This is a genomic window from Psychrobacter frigidicola, from assembly GCF_007997305.1.
Classification (GTDB): Bacteria; Pseudomonadota; Gammaproteobacteria; order Pseudomonadales; family Moraxellaceae; genus Psychrobacter; species Psychrobacter frigidicola.
On sequence record NZ_VORZ01000004.1, the window covers coordinates 1 to 16,715 of the forward strand.

Sequence of the window (16,715 nt, forward strand, 5' to 3'; positions counted from 1 at the left end):
TATAACATAAAATGTAAGTCTGTCAACCCTTTGTTCTAATTCGTTTCAGTAAGTGAGTCAGGTTATAAGTGTGTTACTTATGTCGCTGCTCTCCCTTGCTGAGGGGCGTATTATAGACGCTTTTAAGTTGGTGTCAAGGAATAAATCGTTCTAATTAAAAGTAATTTATTTGGCTAACTTCTTTCAGTGGTAAACCACTTCCAAAAACGCCTTCCCTTCCAACTGGGACGCATTATACGCACATTTGATGGAGGGTCAAGGGGGTTAGAGAGATTTAATTATTCGATGTGACTGGTTATGTTAATACTACGATATTAATCAGTAGGTTAGAACCATCACCTACTCATCATTAACTAATTTCAGTCTATTGATCGATAATGTTCTTTTTTACATATCTACTTCCTACTTTATATTCTATTTATAGCTTACCTACCTTCGCAAAAAACTCTTTATAAGCAGCGACCTTTTTATCTAACGCTAATGGGTAGGCACGTGAGGTAGAGGGCAACCTATATAAAGTCAAATCGTGAACTTTCTCTGCCTTGTAACTTGGTTGAACATCATGCGACTGGTAAGGATAGTCGATACTTTGATTGGTCTTAGGGTACTTGGATTTAGCTGGTGGTGTGTTGAGTAAGTTAAGTAGTACCTCTGTGGCCTTGCCTCCTGTAGTAAATAATGCCTCGACTTTTGGAACCTGCGGCAAGATGCTATCTAAGTCAACGGTTGTGACAACCGTTAGGTTTTTATCAGAAGCATTGCCAGTCTCGCGAATCGCTTGTACTACTGTAGGGCAAGAGGCTATACCACGCTCAAACATGAAGTCGCGGATACGCTCAGGATCAAAGCGTTTCTCATCCCCTACTCTAAAATAATCCGCATCATCAAAAAACACGCGCCCATAAATACGCCACATATCATTCTGAAAGTTAGGATAGTGAAATCTCATTGCCCACTTATCAGCGGTAGGTGGAAAACTACCCATCATCATGACGGTCGCATCTGGTGGTAAAACGGGGCCGAATGGATGCGTTTCTATATTTGCTGATTCATTTGCTGATTCCGTATTTAAGGTTTGCGACCATACAAAGTCGTTAGCAGGTTTTGATTGATCAGTGTGAGTATTTGATAGTGGTTTGGTCATGATATTCTTCATTAGAAAAGGTGTTTTTTTGGTATCATAGCAAACATAGAAACTGCCTAAAGCGTGATGACTTTAATATAGCTATATTGTATTGCGGTGAGACTTGCTATGAACCGCTATTTATAATTACTAATTGGATTGATTTATCTCTTATTACTATAAAAGCTCAGCCTATAGAGTCAAGGCGCGATTTGTTAGTGATAGTGACAATTAAAAAGTTAAATTTACTAATGAAACAACCCATTTGAAAATATCACGCTGCGGTGCATTTGTTTAATAACTAGCTATCTAGATACCTATATGTTCTATCGTATGAGATTAAGTATCACCCAAGAAAAACACCAAAACTCAGCACACTAAAACTAAGAGAGTACTTATGAGCGACCTAAAAATTACCGTAATCGATCATCCGTTAGTCCGTCATAAACTCAGTTTGATGCGTGAAAAGGACTGTAGCACCTATAAGTTCCGTACCTTAACCAAAGAGCTTGCCCGCTTGATGGCTTATGAGGCAAGCCGCGACTTTGAGATTGAAACCTTTCCCATGGAAGGCTGGTGTGGTGAGATTACTGGTGAGCAAATTATCGGGAAGACGGCGACGATTGTACCTATTTTACGTGCTGGTATTGGCATGCTAGATGGTGTGCTCGATTTGATTCCAACGGCTAAAATATCCGTGGTTGGCTTACAGCGTGATGAGGAAACCTTGGAGCCCGTACCATTCTTTGAGAAATTTGTCAGTCATATGGATAAACGTCCTGCAATCATCATTGATCCGATGCTCGCAACTGGTGGATCTATGATTGCTACTATTGAGATGCTAAAGAAACATGGCTGTAAAAATATTAAAGCATTAGTACTCGTCGCAGCGCCTGAAGGGGTTCGCTTGGTTAATGAGGCACATCCTGACGTAACCCTTTATACAGCAGCGTTAGACAGCCATTTGGATGACCATGGTTATATCATTCCTGGTCTTGGCGACGCAGGTGATAAAATCTTTGGTACCAAACAAGGTTAACGTTAATAATTGCCATAAATTAATATCAGATAATAAGGATAAATAATGAATATTTTAATTACAGGTGCAAGCGCAGGCTTCGGTGAAGCGCTATCCAAGCTTTTAGTGGCCAAAGGTCATCGGGTTATTGGTTGTGCCAGACGTTTAGATAAACTCAATATCCTAGCCGAAAGTCTAGGTGAGCTGTTCTTACCAGTCGCTATGGATGTAAGTAACATCGCTTCTCTTCCCCAGATAATTGCTGATCTGCCAGATGATTTTAAGCAAATCGATGTCCTTGTTAATAATGCCGGACTGGCACTGGGGACAGAACCTGCTCAAAATGCCAATCTTGATGATTGGATACAGATGGTCGATACCAATATCAAAGGTCTAATGGGACTAACGCACGCTGTCCTGCCAGCAATGGTTGCACGTGATAGTGGTTATATCATTAACGTTGGTTCTATCGCCGGTAGTTGGCCGTATTATGGTGGTAATGTGTACGGTGCAACGAAGGCATTTGTGAAGCAGTTCAGCTTAAACTTGCGCGCAGATTTAGTCGGTACTCAAGTACGGGTAACCAATCTTGAGCCGGGTAATGTGGCTGGGACTGAGTTCTCAAACGTACGCTATCACGGGGACGATGACAAGGCAGCCAAAGTTTATGACGGCTTTAAGAATATGACCGGTGACGATGTTGGCGATATCTTACTATGGCTAATTGAATCCCCTGCTCATATTAACGTTAATCGTTTGGAAGTTATGCCGGTCGCGCAGACGTATAACGGATTGACAATTGCAAAGCAGGATAGCTAAATAGTTAGAATGCGACAGCAACCTTTAACGTAATTCACAACAACGAAGCAATATAGAACGGTCTATATTGCTTCTGCCCACGCTCTGTTCAGCTACTAACCGCAAGTCATTAAAATCCAAAATCAATACCTCATTACGAGTGCGATCGCTGGTACGTTTATTATGGCGTATCGCAAACCCCGACACCTGCTTACCCTTCACGTTTATCAGATTAATAATAAGTTCCTGATTTTTATGGTGGGAGATTTATTAGCAGGCTGATTTAATTTTTGCATGGCCATGACGGCAATAGCTGGATTAATCGTAATGATAAAGAGTTTGTCACGGCGTGCACTTTTAGGCATCGTACCTACTACGAATAGTGTTTTTCCTAATGGTAGATACTGGGTAAAAACGCATGAGCTCACGGCGGAATTCTGCGGATAAGGACTGCTATCAAGTTCCGGTAGCGTTAGATTACTCATCACGCATCGTCCTTTTTTATTTTTAATACAACAGTCTTACATTGATAATATAAGTATAGATTATGGCGAACACCGACCTTACAGTGACCTTAAAATGAAAGTGATTGTTAAACCCAAATAAATACTTTGGTGAGGCTAGAATGGTACAGCACTATGATTAACAAGGTTTTAAATCAATATCAACTACGCACCATGACTGTCGCTGGCACTGATGGGACACGGCTTCCTGTTTCGGTCATTGGTAGCGGTCAGCCAGTACTATTACTGCACGCTTTTGGTATGGATGCGCGGCAGTTTTTGCCCTTTATTTTACCGTTAGCTCAGAAATATACTTTTTATTTACCGCATTTTCGTGGGTTTGGTTTGGCGACTGATTTAACGTTGCCAAGCTTTGATTTTATAAAGCAATACGCGTCAGATACTCAGCAAGTATTGCAATATATCACTGCTCAAGCAGGCATAAAGGAGATACCTGTCGCTGGAATATCTATGGGAGCGCTGGTGATGTGGGCTTACTTTCAGCATTTTGGCACTAGTCATGTTAGTCGCTATTTAAATATCGACCAAGCACCTATCATTCATAATCAGAGAGACTGGCAAGGTGGATTATTTGGTACACGGCAAACAGAATTATTTGATTATTTTAAGAAGTTAATCACCAACAGCGCACCTTACCTGCATATTAACGACTTTCGCCATCTGCCTTATAGATTGAAAGTTGACTTACTACAGATGGAGCAAACATTTTCTTTGCTCTCTATTGGGCGTAAGCACTCGCAATTATTGGTAAAAATACTGAGCCAGCGTGCTCCGCATCAAATCGCGCTACAAGAACATTCAACTTGGCAGCATAAATTACGCTGTTTAGAAGCTTATATCCAGCTGCCTTATGACTATCGTAACACTTTGGAAACCGTGAACATTCCGACGACTCTACTTATTGGCGGTCGCTCGCAGCTTTATAATCCAGATTGGCAGCTGCGTTTGACTGATATACTACCAAATGCCACTACGCAAATATTACCAAAATCAGGGCATGCTGTGCCGATGGATGCGCCAGTTAAGTTTTTTAGGGTGTTGAAAAATTTTTTAGAAGAGGCGAGTTAAAAGATGGGCGCTAATGACAAATCAAAAGGAGCCGCCAATCCATTGATGAAAAAACAACATGAAGGGTACAGGTATGCCTGTATCACTAGTCGGTTTCTCCATGTACTGCCCCGCTCATTGTCTTATCTTAATCTGCTAAATACTGTATCAGCTCAAATCGTGGTATTTGCTTGCCGTCACGCGTAATGACTTCAGCGAACATCGCCAATGGTCGCACCCAAACACCATATTCACCGTAAAGACAACGATAAACCACTAGTGCCTCTTCGGTTTCAGAATGATGCGCGGTGTGCAAGACTTGATACAGATTGCCTTTGTAATGGCGGTAAATACCTTGGGGAATGGTATTTTTAGTTGGTTGAATCATAAAATTACTTATATTTAACAAAGTTGGAAGTAGTGTAGCAAAATATCGTATATACCAGAACCTGATGCTTTTATTTTCTTTACTAGCTAACAACTGACTAAAACTACCAAGCGTCATTATTATCTATAAATTTGTAGTTTGCTATTACCCCTTCATTTTGAGAAGAGCATTGCAACCATGCCTGTACAACACGTCCTAGTAATTGCCTGCACCTGTCTCTATACTAAAATAGAAAACTGATATTACTTAGTAATAGACATCATTACTTCATCTCTTAATATAATAATTTTAAAAGGATAAAAATATGCCTTACGTTACCGTTGCCACTCAAGCCGATCAACCCGTCGAGCTGTATTACGAGGTCCAAGGTACTGGCAAACCTGTCGTCCTAATTCATGGCTGGCCGCTCAGTGGCCGTGCATGGGAGAAGCAGGTATCTGCACTTATTGAGGCGGGTTATCAAGTTATCACTTATGATAGACGCGGCTTCGGCCAATCCTCTAAACCATGGGAAGGTTATGACTATAATACTTTGGCGCAAGACTTAAAAGCCCTGATAGATGAGCTAGATTTACGAGATGCAGCCATTGTTGGATTCTCGATGGGTGGCGGTGAAGTGGCCCGTTATCTTGGTCTGTATGGCTCAGATCGGATTAGCAAAGCGGTGTTAGCTTCTGCTGTACCACCTTACTTATTTAAGGCCGATGACAATCCTGATGGCGGTATGCAAGAGCAAGATGTTCAGCAATTCTTAGAGGGAATAAGCGGTGATCGTATTGCCTTTTTAAATGACTTTACGAAGAACTTTTTTACCCCAAAAGACGGTAAGTTGTTAGTCAGCAAACCACTGCGTTTATACAATCGCGATATTGCCGCGTATGCCTCCCCTAAAGCTACCTATGAGTGTGTAAAGTCATTCGCTTATACCGATTTCCGTGAAGATTTGAAGAAATTCGATGTGCCTACCTTAGTTATTCATGGCAATGCCGATGCAATCGTGCCGCTTGAGGTCAGTGGTGAGCGCTCGCACGATATGATTGCAGACAGTCAGCTACACATTGTTGAAGGTGGCCCGCACGGTATCAATGTTACTCATGCAGAAGAATTCAACCGAGTATTAATTGCCTTTTTAAATGCTTAATTGCCTCTCTTTAATAAATAAAAAGCGACCTTGATGGGTCGCTTTTTTTATAGGGGATTTAGTATTGAAAAGATAATGACTAGAAAGTAGTATTTTTTAAGTTTATACCTAACTAGAAATAACTATTCTAGCCTATTTTATTCATATCCACATCGTAACCAGAGCTTTTCATTTCTCTAGCAATACTGTATCTCCAAGCACCACTTGTATCCATAGACTCGTAAACAACACCCGAGATGTCATTAGGTCTTTCAACGTCACCTTTAACAAGAGCAACAACATTCTTTCTGCCAATCTTACCTATTAAAAAGCCATGTTCAAAAACAACATTCTGTCTAGCTCTTGGATTAAGAGTTTGTGGCAGAGCTTTAACTCCTCCAACGTCACATTCAGTATAAAGAACGATTCCGAAACTAACATCTGAATATCTTATAATTTTCTCTATAATTGTATCTCCAGAGCTGGTTTTCTCATGAAGAATAATAGCTTCAAGACCTAGTTTTTCAATGAACCTTGCTACTTCATTCTTAGCACCATCATCATGACCGTGAACAATAAAAACTTTTGAGCATTTACTTTGGTTATCAAGAACGGATATTACTTGTTCACCTGTTGAATTTTTAGAAATATTCATATCATAAATTAAAGTCATAATTAAATTCTCAAGCTTTTCTTTACCTTTTTTCCAGCTTGCTGCTTTCCTAGTTTCATTTCCACGGCAATTAAAGCCATTTAAAAAGTGTCTAATTGAAAATAACTCATTTATATATTTTGGTTTGGAATCGAAAAATTTTTCAACTAGAACACTAATTTTGGAAAGAAGTTTCTCAGAATTTTTATTATCACTATATTGTAAACCTTTAACTTCTTTGTTTATCTCTTCTAGCATTAAAATCTTATCCATGTCTTATCCCACCGTCACCTTAGCATAAGCTTTTTTGCCAGCTTGGATAACAACCGTTTGCCCAGCCGTTAAGCTAAAGCCGCCATCGACTACTTCACCATCTACTTTTACCGCGCCACGTTTTAACATATCTTTAGCAGATGAGCTATTTTTAGCAAGTCCAGCTTGGTTAAGTATTTGCGCAATAAATAATGCATCTTGACCTTCTAAATCTAACGTCACTTCTGGTAAATCTACTGGTAATTCGCCATCTGCTAAGACGTTACCGGCTGATTTGTGTGCATTAGCGGCAGCATCGGCATCGTGAAAACGCTCAATTAATTCTTCGGCGAGAATACGTTTGATTTCTTGTGGGTTACGACCGTTTTCCATCTCTGCTATTAAAGCTTCAACTTCATCCATTGGTTTAAAGCTCAAAAACTCATAGTAACGGCGGATTAAGGTATCTGGCATTGATAGAATTTTTTGGTACATGGTGCCTGGGGCATCATAAATAGCCACGTAATTGCCCAAGGATTTGGACATTTTGTTAACGCCGTCCAAACCTTCCAAAATTGGTACGGTGATACAAACTTGTGGCTCTTGACCATAACGCCCTTGTAAGGTACGACCCATAAGCAAGTTAAAAGTTTGATCCGTGCCACCAAGCTCAACGTCGGCTTTTAGGGCAATAGAGTCATAACCTTGAACTAAGGGATAGAGAAATTCATGGATAGAAATGGGTGTTTGTGCCGCGTAGCGTTTAGAGAAGTCATCACGCTCAAGCATCCTTGATACCGTTTGTTGGCTGGCAAGTTGAATCATATCAGCGGCTGACATATCATTAAACCATTCGGAGTTAAAGACTACGCGAGTTTTTTCTTTGTCCAAAATTTTAAATACTTGTTCAGCATAAGTTTTGGCATTGGCTTGGATTTGCTCATCCGTTAATGGCGGACGAGTGGTGTTTTTGCCAGAAGGATCACCAATCTTAGCGGTATAGTCACCGATTAAAAAATAAATTTCATGACCCAAGTCTTGAAAGTGCTTGAGCTTATTAATCAATACGGTATGACCCAAATGCAAATCAGGAGCGGTGGGATCGAAGCCAGCTTTGATACGTAGCGGACGGTTTTGCTTCAACTTATCGACTAAATCTTCTTGCGATAATATTTCTTGAGTACCGCGCTGGATAAGTTCAAGTTGTTCTTCTAGGCTGTATGAGTGGTCAGTCATAGTTGTCTCTTTATTGTCTTTATTGAACGGTTAACGCCTTTGCAAGGTTTAGAACCTTAAAGGTGTGTAAAAATGTTAGAATTTGGCAGATATACTAGCGTTTTTTGAGGTAAATTGCCATGACCAACCCCGCACCTACTCCTAATAATACCCAGCAAACGGTATTGTCAGATAATAATCCACCATTAAACAACAGCGATGGACCAGATAGTAATGATTTGAATTATGCTACGCTTACCGATGCGCTTGAACAAACTGTATTTGAAAATTTCGATGACGGTTTATATATCGGCCTAATGTCAGGTACCAGCTTAGACGGTATGGATGCAGTGTTATGTCAATTTAATTCTGATGATAGTACTGATAACCATAACAATGAAAATAAAGATGCGCCTATGCAGCTATTGGCGACTTATAGCCAAGATTTTCCACTGCGTTTACGTGAAGTATTATTGGCATTGTGTCAGCCCAATGGTGTGAACGATTTGACCTCGCAAACTGACGAACCAAATAGCGAGCTGGATTGGTTCGGTTGGGCAAGTCGTGAATATGGGGAATTCGCCAGTGAAGCGGTGAATATTTTATTGCAGCAAGCCAATATTGATGCGGAAGCGGTCTTAGCGATTGGCTGTCACGGACAAACGGTACGTCATCGTCCACAAATGGGCTTTAGCTTACAATTGGTGGATGCCAATATTATTGCTGAGCGTACCGGTATCAGTGTGGTCAGTGACTTTCGCCGCCGCGATATGGCGGTCAGTGGACAAGGTGCACCTTTAGTACCCGCTTTTCACCACGCTCTATTTGCCGCGACTAATACTACTCGTGTGCTGCTCAATTTAGGCGGTATTGCTAATATAACCGTCTTGCCAGCGACCGCTAGCAATGAGATAAATAATCAGCAAACAGACACTCAGCAAACGCATAGTCAAGTCGTTGGTTACGATACTGGCCCTGCAAATTTATTATTAGATGCATGGGCAGCGCTGCATACTGGCAAAAACTATGATGCTGGCGGTACTTGGGCAGAATCGGGACAAGTGATTGAAACTTTGCTGAACCAATTGTTAACCCATCCGTTCTTTACTAAAACGCATCCTAAAAGTACCGGGCGCGAAGATTTTAATTTAACGTGGCTACAGGACGAGTTACAAAAATTTGATCAAGCTGCTGCCAACACGCGCTATTCATCAGCCGATGTGCAAGCGACGTTGACTGAGCTGACCGCGATGACAGCCGGTAACCAAATTAGCCAGTTTATAAAAAACAAAGAAGTACAAAGTGCAGTTTATATCTGCGGTGGCGGTGCGCTTAATGATTATTTAATGACTAGGCTGCAAGCGCATCTACCGCATTGCATTGTAGACACTACTGCCCAATTGGGACTCGACCCGGCATGGGTAGAAGCCGTTGCCTTTGCGTGGTTGGCACGGCAAACGCTAATGGGTGAAACCGGTAACTTGCCTGCGGTGACTGGTGCTAATAAAGGCGTGGTATTAGGACAGGTTTGTTTTGCTTAATCCCTTTTCAGCTACTTTTTAACGTTATCTAGCCTTCTCAGATAATAATGATGACTATTAAGTTTACAGCCGTACACTTATGTGCTTTATAATAGTTGCTAAAATACTGATATAACGCTATAAATAACGCAGTGTAACGGCGTAATAGCTGTATGAAATCAGAAAGCCCATTCCTTTAGGACCGCAAAGAACAGGATATATTGCATGAGCCAACATAACAGTTCACCGACATTGCACGCCAACAATGCTAACGCAGAATCGCCTCATAAACCGCGTCATAAGCCGCCGCATTTCGAGCGCTCTGACGATATGCGGGTGGTCGTCACAGGTATGGGTGCAGTTACCCCGTTAGGACTGGACGTTGAAAGCACATGGACACGGTTATTAAATGGTGAAAGCGGTATCGCAACGATTACACACTTTGATGCAGGTGACTATCGCGCTCAAATTGCAGGCGAAGTCAAAGATTTCGATGCCAAGCTATATATGAGTGCAAAAGATGCGCGCCGCTATGATAAGTTCATGCAATATGCCGTAGCGGCAACGTCGATGGCATTAAAAGACGCCGGCTTCATTGCGACCGTTAGCGCCGATGATGTCCCCGTACAGAATGTCGATCAGGAACGATTTGGTGTCATTTTAGGATCAGGCATTGGCGGTATTCAAACCATTGAAGACAGCTGCGCAATGCTCAATGACAAAGGCCCTAGAAAAGTCTCGCCATTTATTATCCCTGGCTCTATTGCTAATATGGCAGCGGGTCTGGTCGCTATTAAGCATACGCTTAAAGGGCCTAACCTTGCCACTGCAACTGCTTGTACTACAGCCACCCATGCTATCGGTTTAGCCGCACGTTTAATCGTCTATGGCGATGCCGATGTGATGGTCGCTGGTGGTAGCGAAAAAGGCTCAAGTCCGCTGGGCATGGCAGGATTTGGTGCCATGCACGCCCTATCAACCCGCAATGACGAGCCTACCCGCGCCTCACGCCCCTTCGATAAAGACCGTGATGGTTTTGTACTGGGTGATGGCGCAGGCGTCATGGTACTTGAAAGCCTTGCCCATGCTAAAGCTCGCGGCGCGACGATACTCGCTGAAGTGGTCGGTTTCGGAATGAGTGATGACGCCAGCCATATTACCTCGCCGCCAGAAGATGGTAGCGGTGCAGCACGTGCTATGCAAAACGCACTTAATGATGCCGGTATAGATGCCTCCGCTGTTGGTTACGTTAACGCCCACGGTACCAGTACCCCAGCCGGTGACGTCGCTGAATCGCTGGCCATCGAAACCGTATTTTCTAGCGTGAAAGACAGCATCTTAGTAAGCTCAACCAAGTCAATGACTGGGCATTTATTGGGCGCAGCTGGTGGTATCGAAGCCATCTTTACCGTACTGGCTTTACAAAACCAACAAGTACCGCCAACCATTAACCTTGAGAATATCGAAGACAATTGTAACCTTGACTATGTCGCCAACCACTCTCGTAAAGTTGACAATCTGAACTACGCAGCCTCCAACAGCTTCGGCTTTGGCGGCACCAACGGCTCATTAATTTTTGCCCGCTGGTCGTAAGCTTCGGCAATACTATCAATATAACAATGATTTTAGGTTGACTACGTTAGTCCCCTTGCAGCCCCTTATCGTATTTGCGTATGATAAGGGGTAATTTTTGGAACATTTATGGAAGAGACCATGTCAAGCTACTCGTTTTCTCATCAATTTTATCAGCATTGGACACTAGCGCCAGAGCCAATACGTGCAGCGATTGTGCAAGAATTGACTGATATCAATACCTTACTACAGCGCGACACTCAGTTTGAAGCCTTCGTTTTTAGCGAACCTGATCTTGATGCCTATCTTGAAGAATTATATAACACTCATAAAAACGAGCAAGCTGCCGCCAATGAGTTTGCTGATAAGCAAGCACAACAAGCTGTTGAACTGCAACCTGTAAAAGAAGAGGAAAAGGAAGAAACGCCAGAAAAAAACACTGTTGAAAAAGTCGAAAAACACATCGAGAACGAACAACAAACTAAAGTAGAAAACACCACTAGCATTACTGATAAAACATCTAACAATGAGACAACTCATAAAACCCAAAACAGTGGCAGCAGCAATAAAGCGCAAGTTTTATCTGCTCTACAAATAAACAGTATTCCTGATATCATCAAACAAGGTACAACAGCCGAGACTTTACCAAATGCTCCAAAATTGAGTAAAGATAATGAAGATTTAATCCATGAGCTTGGAATGCATATCGATGACTATTTAAGTGAGCAAATGGCGCAATTGTCTGAAGATTTAAAATCGTGGTTACGCAATGAAATAACTCGTCAGCTCAGTGATAAAGAACAAACGGCAACTAGTACTAATAAAGAACAGCAGTAATTGGAATAAACAGCAACTAGCTTTAATGGCCTGTTGTCAAATACTGTATAGCAGGCATTATAAAAATCATCGAATAAAAAAGCACCCAGTAAATAGTTTACTGGGTGCTTTTTTATTCTTAATAGCATTATTAATGATGATATTGTTTTTAATAATACTAAACTTATTAACGGCTTATATTATATCGCTTTGGTACGCTCAGTGAGCCATTCAAGTGCTACGCCACTAACGCGCTTATTTAGCTCAGCGTAGACTTGGCTATGATAATTATTTAGCCAGTCTATCTCTATTGCCGTCAATAGCGACTTATCTACCAAACGGGTATCGATTGGGCAATAAGTAACCGTCTCAAAATGTAGGAAGTTACCAAATTCAGTCTCAGTAGGCTGCTGTACCGGCATATTAACCATCAAGTTTTCAATACGAATGCCCCACTTACCTTCACGGTATAAACCTGGCTCATTACTTGAAATCATACCTGCTTTCATCGCCCGCTCTTTTGGCGTGCTGGCACTGTAGGCGATTACTTGTGGGCCTTCATGTACGTTTAAGAAGTAACCGACACCATGACCAGTACCGTGACCATAATCCATCTGCGCTTGCCAAAGTGGCGCACGGCAAATGGCATCAATCAAAGGTGAGGCAATACCATCAGGAAAGTTAGCGCGTGCAAGGGCCACATGGGCTTTAAGTACGGTTGAGAAATCACGTTTATGCTCACTGCTCACTTGTCCAATACCAACCACGCGAGTAATATCAGTCGTACCGTTTTGATATTGTGCGCCTGAATCAATCAGTAATAAACCCCCTTCGCCCTCACTAACATCGAGATAGCTAAACTTCTCAGCCGTCGCCCGATAATGTGGCAATGCGCCGTTGTCGTTAAAACCTGCAATCGTTGGAAAGCTTGGAGAGACATAATTTGGCTGCTGACTGCGCACTTCTATCAGCATGCTATCAACATCAAGCTCGCTTAAACGTTCACCATTAGCCAGACGCTGCTCAAAGGTAGCAAAGAATTCACATAACGCTGCGCCATCTTGACGCATCGCTTCACGTACATGATCTATATCAGCATCTGATTTGACTGACTTAAGTAATGAGCTGGGCGCCATTTGCTCCATAAAGCCCACATTATCAACCATTTTCGATAACGTACCTACAGCAATTTTGCTTGGATCTAATAGTAATAAATTCTCAGGCGTCAATGCGCCTAAAGCATCCTGTACCGCTTCATAATCAGCAAGGGTAAAACCGCTGTCTGTTAAGCTTTGTTCAATCTCAGCACTGACTTTATTGTTATCAATAAATAAGGTGGCTGTATCTTCTATATCAATGAGCAGATGCGCCAAAAATACTGGATTATAATCAACATCAGCGCCGCGCAAATTCGTTAACCAAGCGATATCATCTAAGCTCGATAATAAATGATGAGTAGCACCTGCATCTCTCATACCGCTACGCACTGCAGCAAGCTTTGAGGCTGCTGATTGCGCGACAAACTGTGCGTCATGAACGTACAATTTTGCCGTCGGTAGTGTTGGACGGTCTGTCCAAATATCGGTGAGTACATCACGGTCAGTAATTAAAGTAATGTCATTGGCATCAAAAGCGGTTAGTAATTTATCTTGCTCCGCAATAGACAATACATTGCCGTCAACGGCAACACTATCGCCCTCAGAGAGATGCTCAGCTAGCCAATCGATATGATTAGGCTGACCAGGAGCCAGTTTCTCTAAGCTAATACCCGTACCCTCTAGCTGATCAGCGGCATGTACCCAATAGCGGCTATCGGTCCATAATCCTGCAAAATCAGCAGTGACCACTAAAGTACCGACAGAACCAGTGAAGCCTGACAACCACAAGCGTGCCTGCCAATATTCTGGCAAATATTCTGAGAGATGCGGGTCGGCTGATGGGACAATAATCGCCGTTAAATCTTGCTCAACAAGAGCGGCACGCAAATTATCGATACGATCATGAATGGATTGCTTATTCATCGGAGTATTCCTTATTAATTTTTTAGAAGTATTCTATTATTACTCGTCTACATAGTAGGCAGTCATTAAGTAGCCATTTTTTAAGTCAGTTGCACTCATGTAGATTATTTAGTACCACCAGCATTATTTGAATCTAAGCAAATAAATTCATTTATTAAAATTAAAATGATGAGAATAAATGCGACATGATATATAAAGATAGCAAGATGAGTGCAAGAGATATTCTGTTACGGAAGCACGTTATTAGATGTTTGGGCAGACAGTCAGGTTTCAATAGCCTTATCAGAATATCCAAGCAAATTAAATAAAAAAACGTGCTACCGGTTATGGTAACACGTCTGGTGTTGCCCAACTTAGGCGGCTCTCATTCACAATGATGCGTCCGCAAAAAGGCCTTTATAAAAAAAGAGTAATAAATCTGATTAACTAGCTAAGCTGATCAGCGCGCTCACTCTTTTTCAGCATATTATTAACAGGCTTTGCCAATAACAATAATAAGATAGCGGTAACCACCAAAAAGGCGGTCATGGTCATAAATAAACCAGGTAACCCTTCAATTTTGTCAGCAGACACGTAACCGCCAAAGAAGGCAGCAACCAAGTTACCCAAGGCGACCGAGGCAAAGAAAAGCCCCATCATCTGGCCTTGCATACCTTTTGGCGCAAGCTTAGTCATTGCCGACAAACCAACAGGACTGAGCGCTAACTCACCCATAGTCAATAATAGTAAACTACCCACTAACCATAAAGGTGACGCCAAGCCACCCGCATTCGTCAAGATACTTTTAGACGCAAATATCATCAAAGCAAAACCGGCGGCAGCCAACAACATCCCAAGCGCAAACTTAGTCATACTACTCGGCTCAAGACCTCGATTGCCAAGCTTAACCCATATAATACTAGCGATAGGGGCTAACATTAAAATAAACAACGGGTTTAGTGACTGAAACCAAATACTGGGTACCTCATAGCCTAAGACATTAAGATCGGTATAGTTATCGGCGAACAAGTTAAAAGAAGTGGGTTGCTGCTCAAAGCTTGACCAGAATAGCGTCGATCCAATAATCAATATAAAGCAAATCAACAAACGTAGTTTATCTGTTTTATCCAGCCGTGGTGATAGAAACATAACCACAAAGTACAGTATGACTACAGCTGCGATAATATAAGTCATATATTGTGCGACCATTTCAGGATTAAATGGCATGATACCTGTAGACACTAAGACAGTGAGTGCGATCAGTAAAGCAATAAAGCCTATAACCCAGCGACCTACGTTTTTGAAGCGTCCCGTCGTTTGTTCCCATTCAGGATTAATATTTTTGGCACGAGCATAACGATTTAAAGTTTTCTTAGCTGAGAAACGATAAATTAGCAGTGAAACCAGCATGCCAAGACCACCAACACCAAAGCCCACATGCCACATGCCTTTCTCTTTAAACACCCCAACAATAAGCGCGGCTAATAGCGCGCCGATATTAATTCCCATATAAAATAAGGTAAAACCACCATCGCGGCGTGCATCACCCTTGGGGTACAACGCACCAACCATTACTGAAATACAGGTTTTGAATAAGCCTGAACCCAAAACGATACACATCAGACCGACGAAAAACAGCGTCATACCAAATACAGCGGATAGCGCAATACACAAATGACCAAGAGCAATAATAATACTGCCCCACCACAGCGCTCGCTCCTGACCCAGCCAGTTATCAGCTAACCAACCGCCTGGTACGGCAGCTAAATACAACGAGCCTGCGAAAATGCCATAGATAGCAGAGGCCGTTACCTCATCAAAACCAAAGCCACCGCTCCCAACGGTCGCCACCATAAATAATACCAGTAGCGGACGAATACTGTAATATGAAAAACGCTCCCACATCTCTGTAAAAAATAACGGTCGCAACGGTTGGGGATGTCCCATAAATCCATCTTCTAGCGCTGCTAATTCGGCGGCACTAAATTCCGATTGTGACTCTGTGCTCATAAATTTATTCCTTTAAATACCACTATAATGATGACCAAGCCTGTAATTATTCTGTTAGGCGGTCATATATACGTCGTATTGTTCCACTAGAGCGTTTACAAGTAAAGAAAAAAATGCTCACTAATTGGACAGTTTTCCACAAAAAAACTCGCTACCAGTAACTGGTGAACGAGTTTTTTATAGAAGTAACTTAGGTATTGAACCTACTGCTATTATCCTACTAGAGTGGCATTAGGACATATTATTGCGCAGGTACTTCGGCATCACCTACTAAATCAGCATCATCAGCAACCGCGGCTTGATCGACCGCACCAGAGGCTGTCGCTGTACCCGATTCAGAAGGAACTATCGCATCACCCGTACTTGGCGCAGGCGTGACGGTCGCATCAGCAGGAGTTGCTTCAGAAGGAGTAGCAGTAGCATCCGCTTCTGGCGCGGTTGCTTCTGCGGTTGTATCAGCAGCTGGAGCAGCAATCGCTGCTGCTTCATCAGCTGCTACAGACTCTTCAGTTGGTTCAGCGGTAATGTGCTCACCCGCAGGGCGCAAGAAACCTGAAATGCCAATAAGTAAGACAATACCTAAGAATAAGGCAACGCCGCCCAAGGCAAACATAAACTCTTTCTTAGGGTTATTTTCGACAATATGTTCTGACATACCTG

Annotated in this window: 15 protein-coding genes; 7 read left to right on the forward strand and 8 right to left on the reverse strand. The window is 42.2% G+C overall.

What is annotated here, in order from left to right:
* Positions 1-418: 418 nt before the first annotated feature.
* On the reverse strand, positions 419-1,144 hold the full coding sequence (locus ES754_RS10790) for a DNA glycosylase (RefSeq protein WP_227677840.1): 726 nt from the start codon (positions 1,142-1,144) through the stop codon (positions 419-421).
* A gap of 376 nt (positions 1,145-1,520) precedes the next feature.
* Here ES754_RS10790 and upp point away from each other — a divergent pair, with 376 nt between their 5' ends.
* Both upp and ES754_RS10800 read left to right on the forward strand, forming a co-directional pair.
* On the forward strand, positions 1,521-2,162 hold the full coding sequence (gene upp / locus ES754_RS10795; protein WP_147224213.1) for a uracil phosphoribosyltransferase: 642 nt from the start codon (positions 1,521-1,523) through the stop codon (positions 2,160-2,162).
* A gap of 45 nt (positions 2,163-2,207) precedes the next feature.
* Positions 2,208-2,960 carry an SDR family NAD(P)-dependent oxidoreductase gene (locus ES754_RS10800; RefSeq protein ID WP_147224214.1) on the forward strand — a complete coding sequence of 251 codons (753 nt, stop codon included), beginning with the start codon at positions 2,208-2,210 and terminating at the stop codon, positions 2,958-2,960.
* 206 nt (positions 2,961-3,166) lie between these two features.
* On the opposite strand, the gene ES754_RS10805 is transcribed toward ES754_RS10800, so the two are convergent.
* On the reverse strand, positions 3,167-3,424 hold the full coding sequence (locus ES754_RS10805) for a hypothetical protein (protein WP_147224215.1): 258 nt from the start codon (positions 3,422-3,424) through the stop codon (positions 3,167-3,169).
* 153 nt (positions 3,425-3,577) lie between these two features.
* Between ES754_RS10805 and ES754_RS10810 the strand changes: the two genes are divergently transcribed.
* Positions 3,578-4,531 carry an alpha/beta fold hydrolase gene (locus ES754_RS10810; RefSeq protein ID WP_147224216.1) on the forward strand — a complete coding sequence of 318 codons (954 nt, stop codon included), beginning with the start codon at positions 3,578-3,580 and terminating at the stop codon, positions 4,529-4,531.
* Between the two features lie 127 nt (positions 4,532-4,658).
* On the opposite strand, the gene ES754_RS10815 is transcribed toward ES754_RS10810, so the two are convergent.
* Positions 4,659-4,898: a DUF1653 domain-containing protein gene (locus tag ES754_RS10815; RefSeq protein ID WP_147224217.1), complete on the reverse strand. Its 240-nt coding sequence runs from the start codon at positions 4,896-4,898 to the stop codon at positions 4,659-4,661.
* Positions 4,899-5,202: 304 nt separating this feature from the next.
* Between ES754_RS10815 and ES754_RS10820 the strand changes: the two genes are divergently transcribed.
* Complete coding sequence (locus ES754_RS10820) at positions 5,203-6,039, forward strand: alpha/beta fold hydrolase (RefSeq protein ID WP_147224218.1); 837 nt, start codon at positions 5,203-5,205, stop codon at positions 6,037-6,039.
* 127 nt (positions 6,040-6,166) lie between these two features.
* Here ES754_RS10820 and ES754_RS10825 read toward each other — a convergent pair whose 3' ends face one another.
* Together ES754_RS10825 and tyrS are read right to left on the reverse strand one after the other, a co-directional pair.
* Positions 6,167-6,943 carry a TIR domain-containing protein gene (locus ES754_RS10825; protein ID WP_147224219.1) on the reverse strand — a complete coding sequence of 259 codons (777 nt, stop codon included), beginning with the start codon at positions 6,941-6,943 and terminating at the stop codon, positions 6,167-6,169.
* 3 nt (positions 6,944-6,946) lie between these two features.
* Positions 6,947-8,158, reverse strand: coding sequence for a tyrosine--tRNA ligase (tyrS, locus tag ES754_RS10830; protein WP_147224220.1), 1,212 nt, complete (start codon positions 8,156-8,158; stop codon positions 6,947-6,949).
* Positions 8,159-8,277: 119 nt separating this feature from the next.
* On the opposite strand from tyrS, the gene ES754_RS10835 reads away from it, so the two are divergent.
* The 3 genes from ES754_RS10835 (at position 8,278) to ES754_RS10845 (ending at position 12,066) form a co-directional block, all read left to right on the forward strand.
* A complete protein-coding gene (locus ES754_RS10835; protein ID WP_147224221.1) occupies positions 8,278-9,678 on the forward strand; it encodes an anhydro-N-acetylmuramic acid kinase in 1,401 nt (466 codons plus the stop codon).
* A 309-nt stretch (positions 9,679-9,987) separates the two neighbouring features.
* Positions 9,988-11,250 (forward strand): beta-ketoacyl-ACP synthase II, encoded by a 1,263-nt coding sequence (gene fabF, locus ES754_RS10840; RefSeq protein WP_227678006.1) that lies wholly within the window; start codon positions 9,988-9,990, stop codon positions 11,248-11,250.
* 108 nt (positions 11,251-11,358) lie between these two features.
* Positions 11,359-12,066 (forward strand): hypothetical protein, encoded by a 708-nt coding sequence (locus ES754_RS10845; protein ID WP_147224223.1) that lies wholly within the window; start codon positions 11,359-11,361, stop codon positions 12,064-12,066.
* 179 nt (positions 12,067-12,245) lie between these two features.
* Here the strand turns inward: ES754_RS10845 and ES754_RS10850 are convergent, their stop codons facing one another.
* The 3 genes from ES754_RS10850 to ES754_RS10860 form a co-directional block, all read right to left on the reverse strand.
* Entirely contained in the window at positions 12,246-14,066 is a 1,821-nt protein-coding gene (locus tag ES754_RS10850; RefSeq protein ID WP_147224224.1) for an aminopeptidase P family protein, read from the reverse strand.
* A 426-nt stretch (positions 14,067-14,492) separates the two neighbouring features.
* Positions 14,493-16,055, reverse strand: a complete 1,563-nt coding sequence (locus tag ES754_RS10855) for a peptide MFS transporter (protein WP_147224225.1) — start codon at positions 16,053-16,055, stop codon at positions 14,493-14,495.
* A 241-nt stretch (positions 16,056-16,296) separates the two neighbouring features.
* The gene (locus tag ES754_RS10860) at positions 16,297-16,710 is read right to left on the reverse strand and encodes a hypothetical protein (protein WP_147224226.1); all 414 of its coding nucleotides are present in this window, start codon (positions 16,708-16,710) and stop codon (positions 16,297-16,299) included.
* Positions 16,711-16,715: the final 5 nt, after the last annotated feature.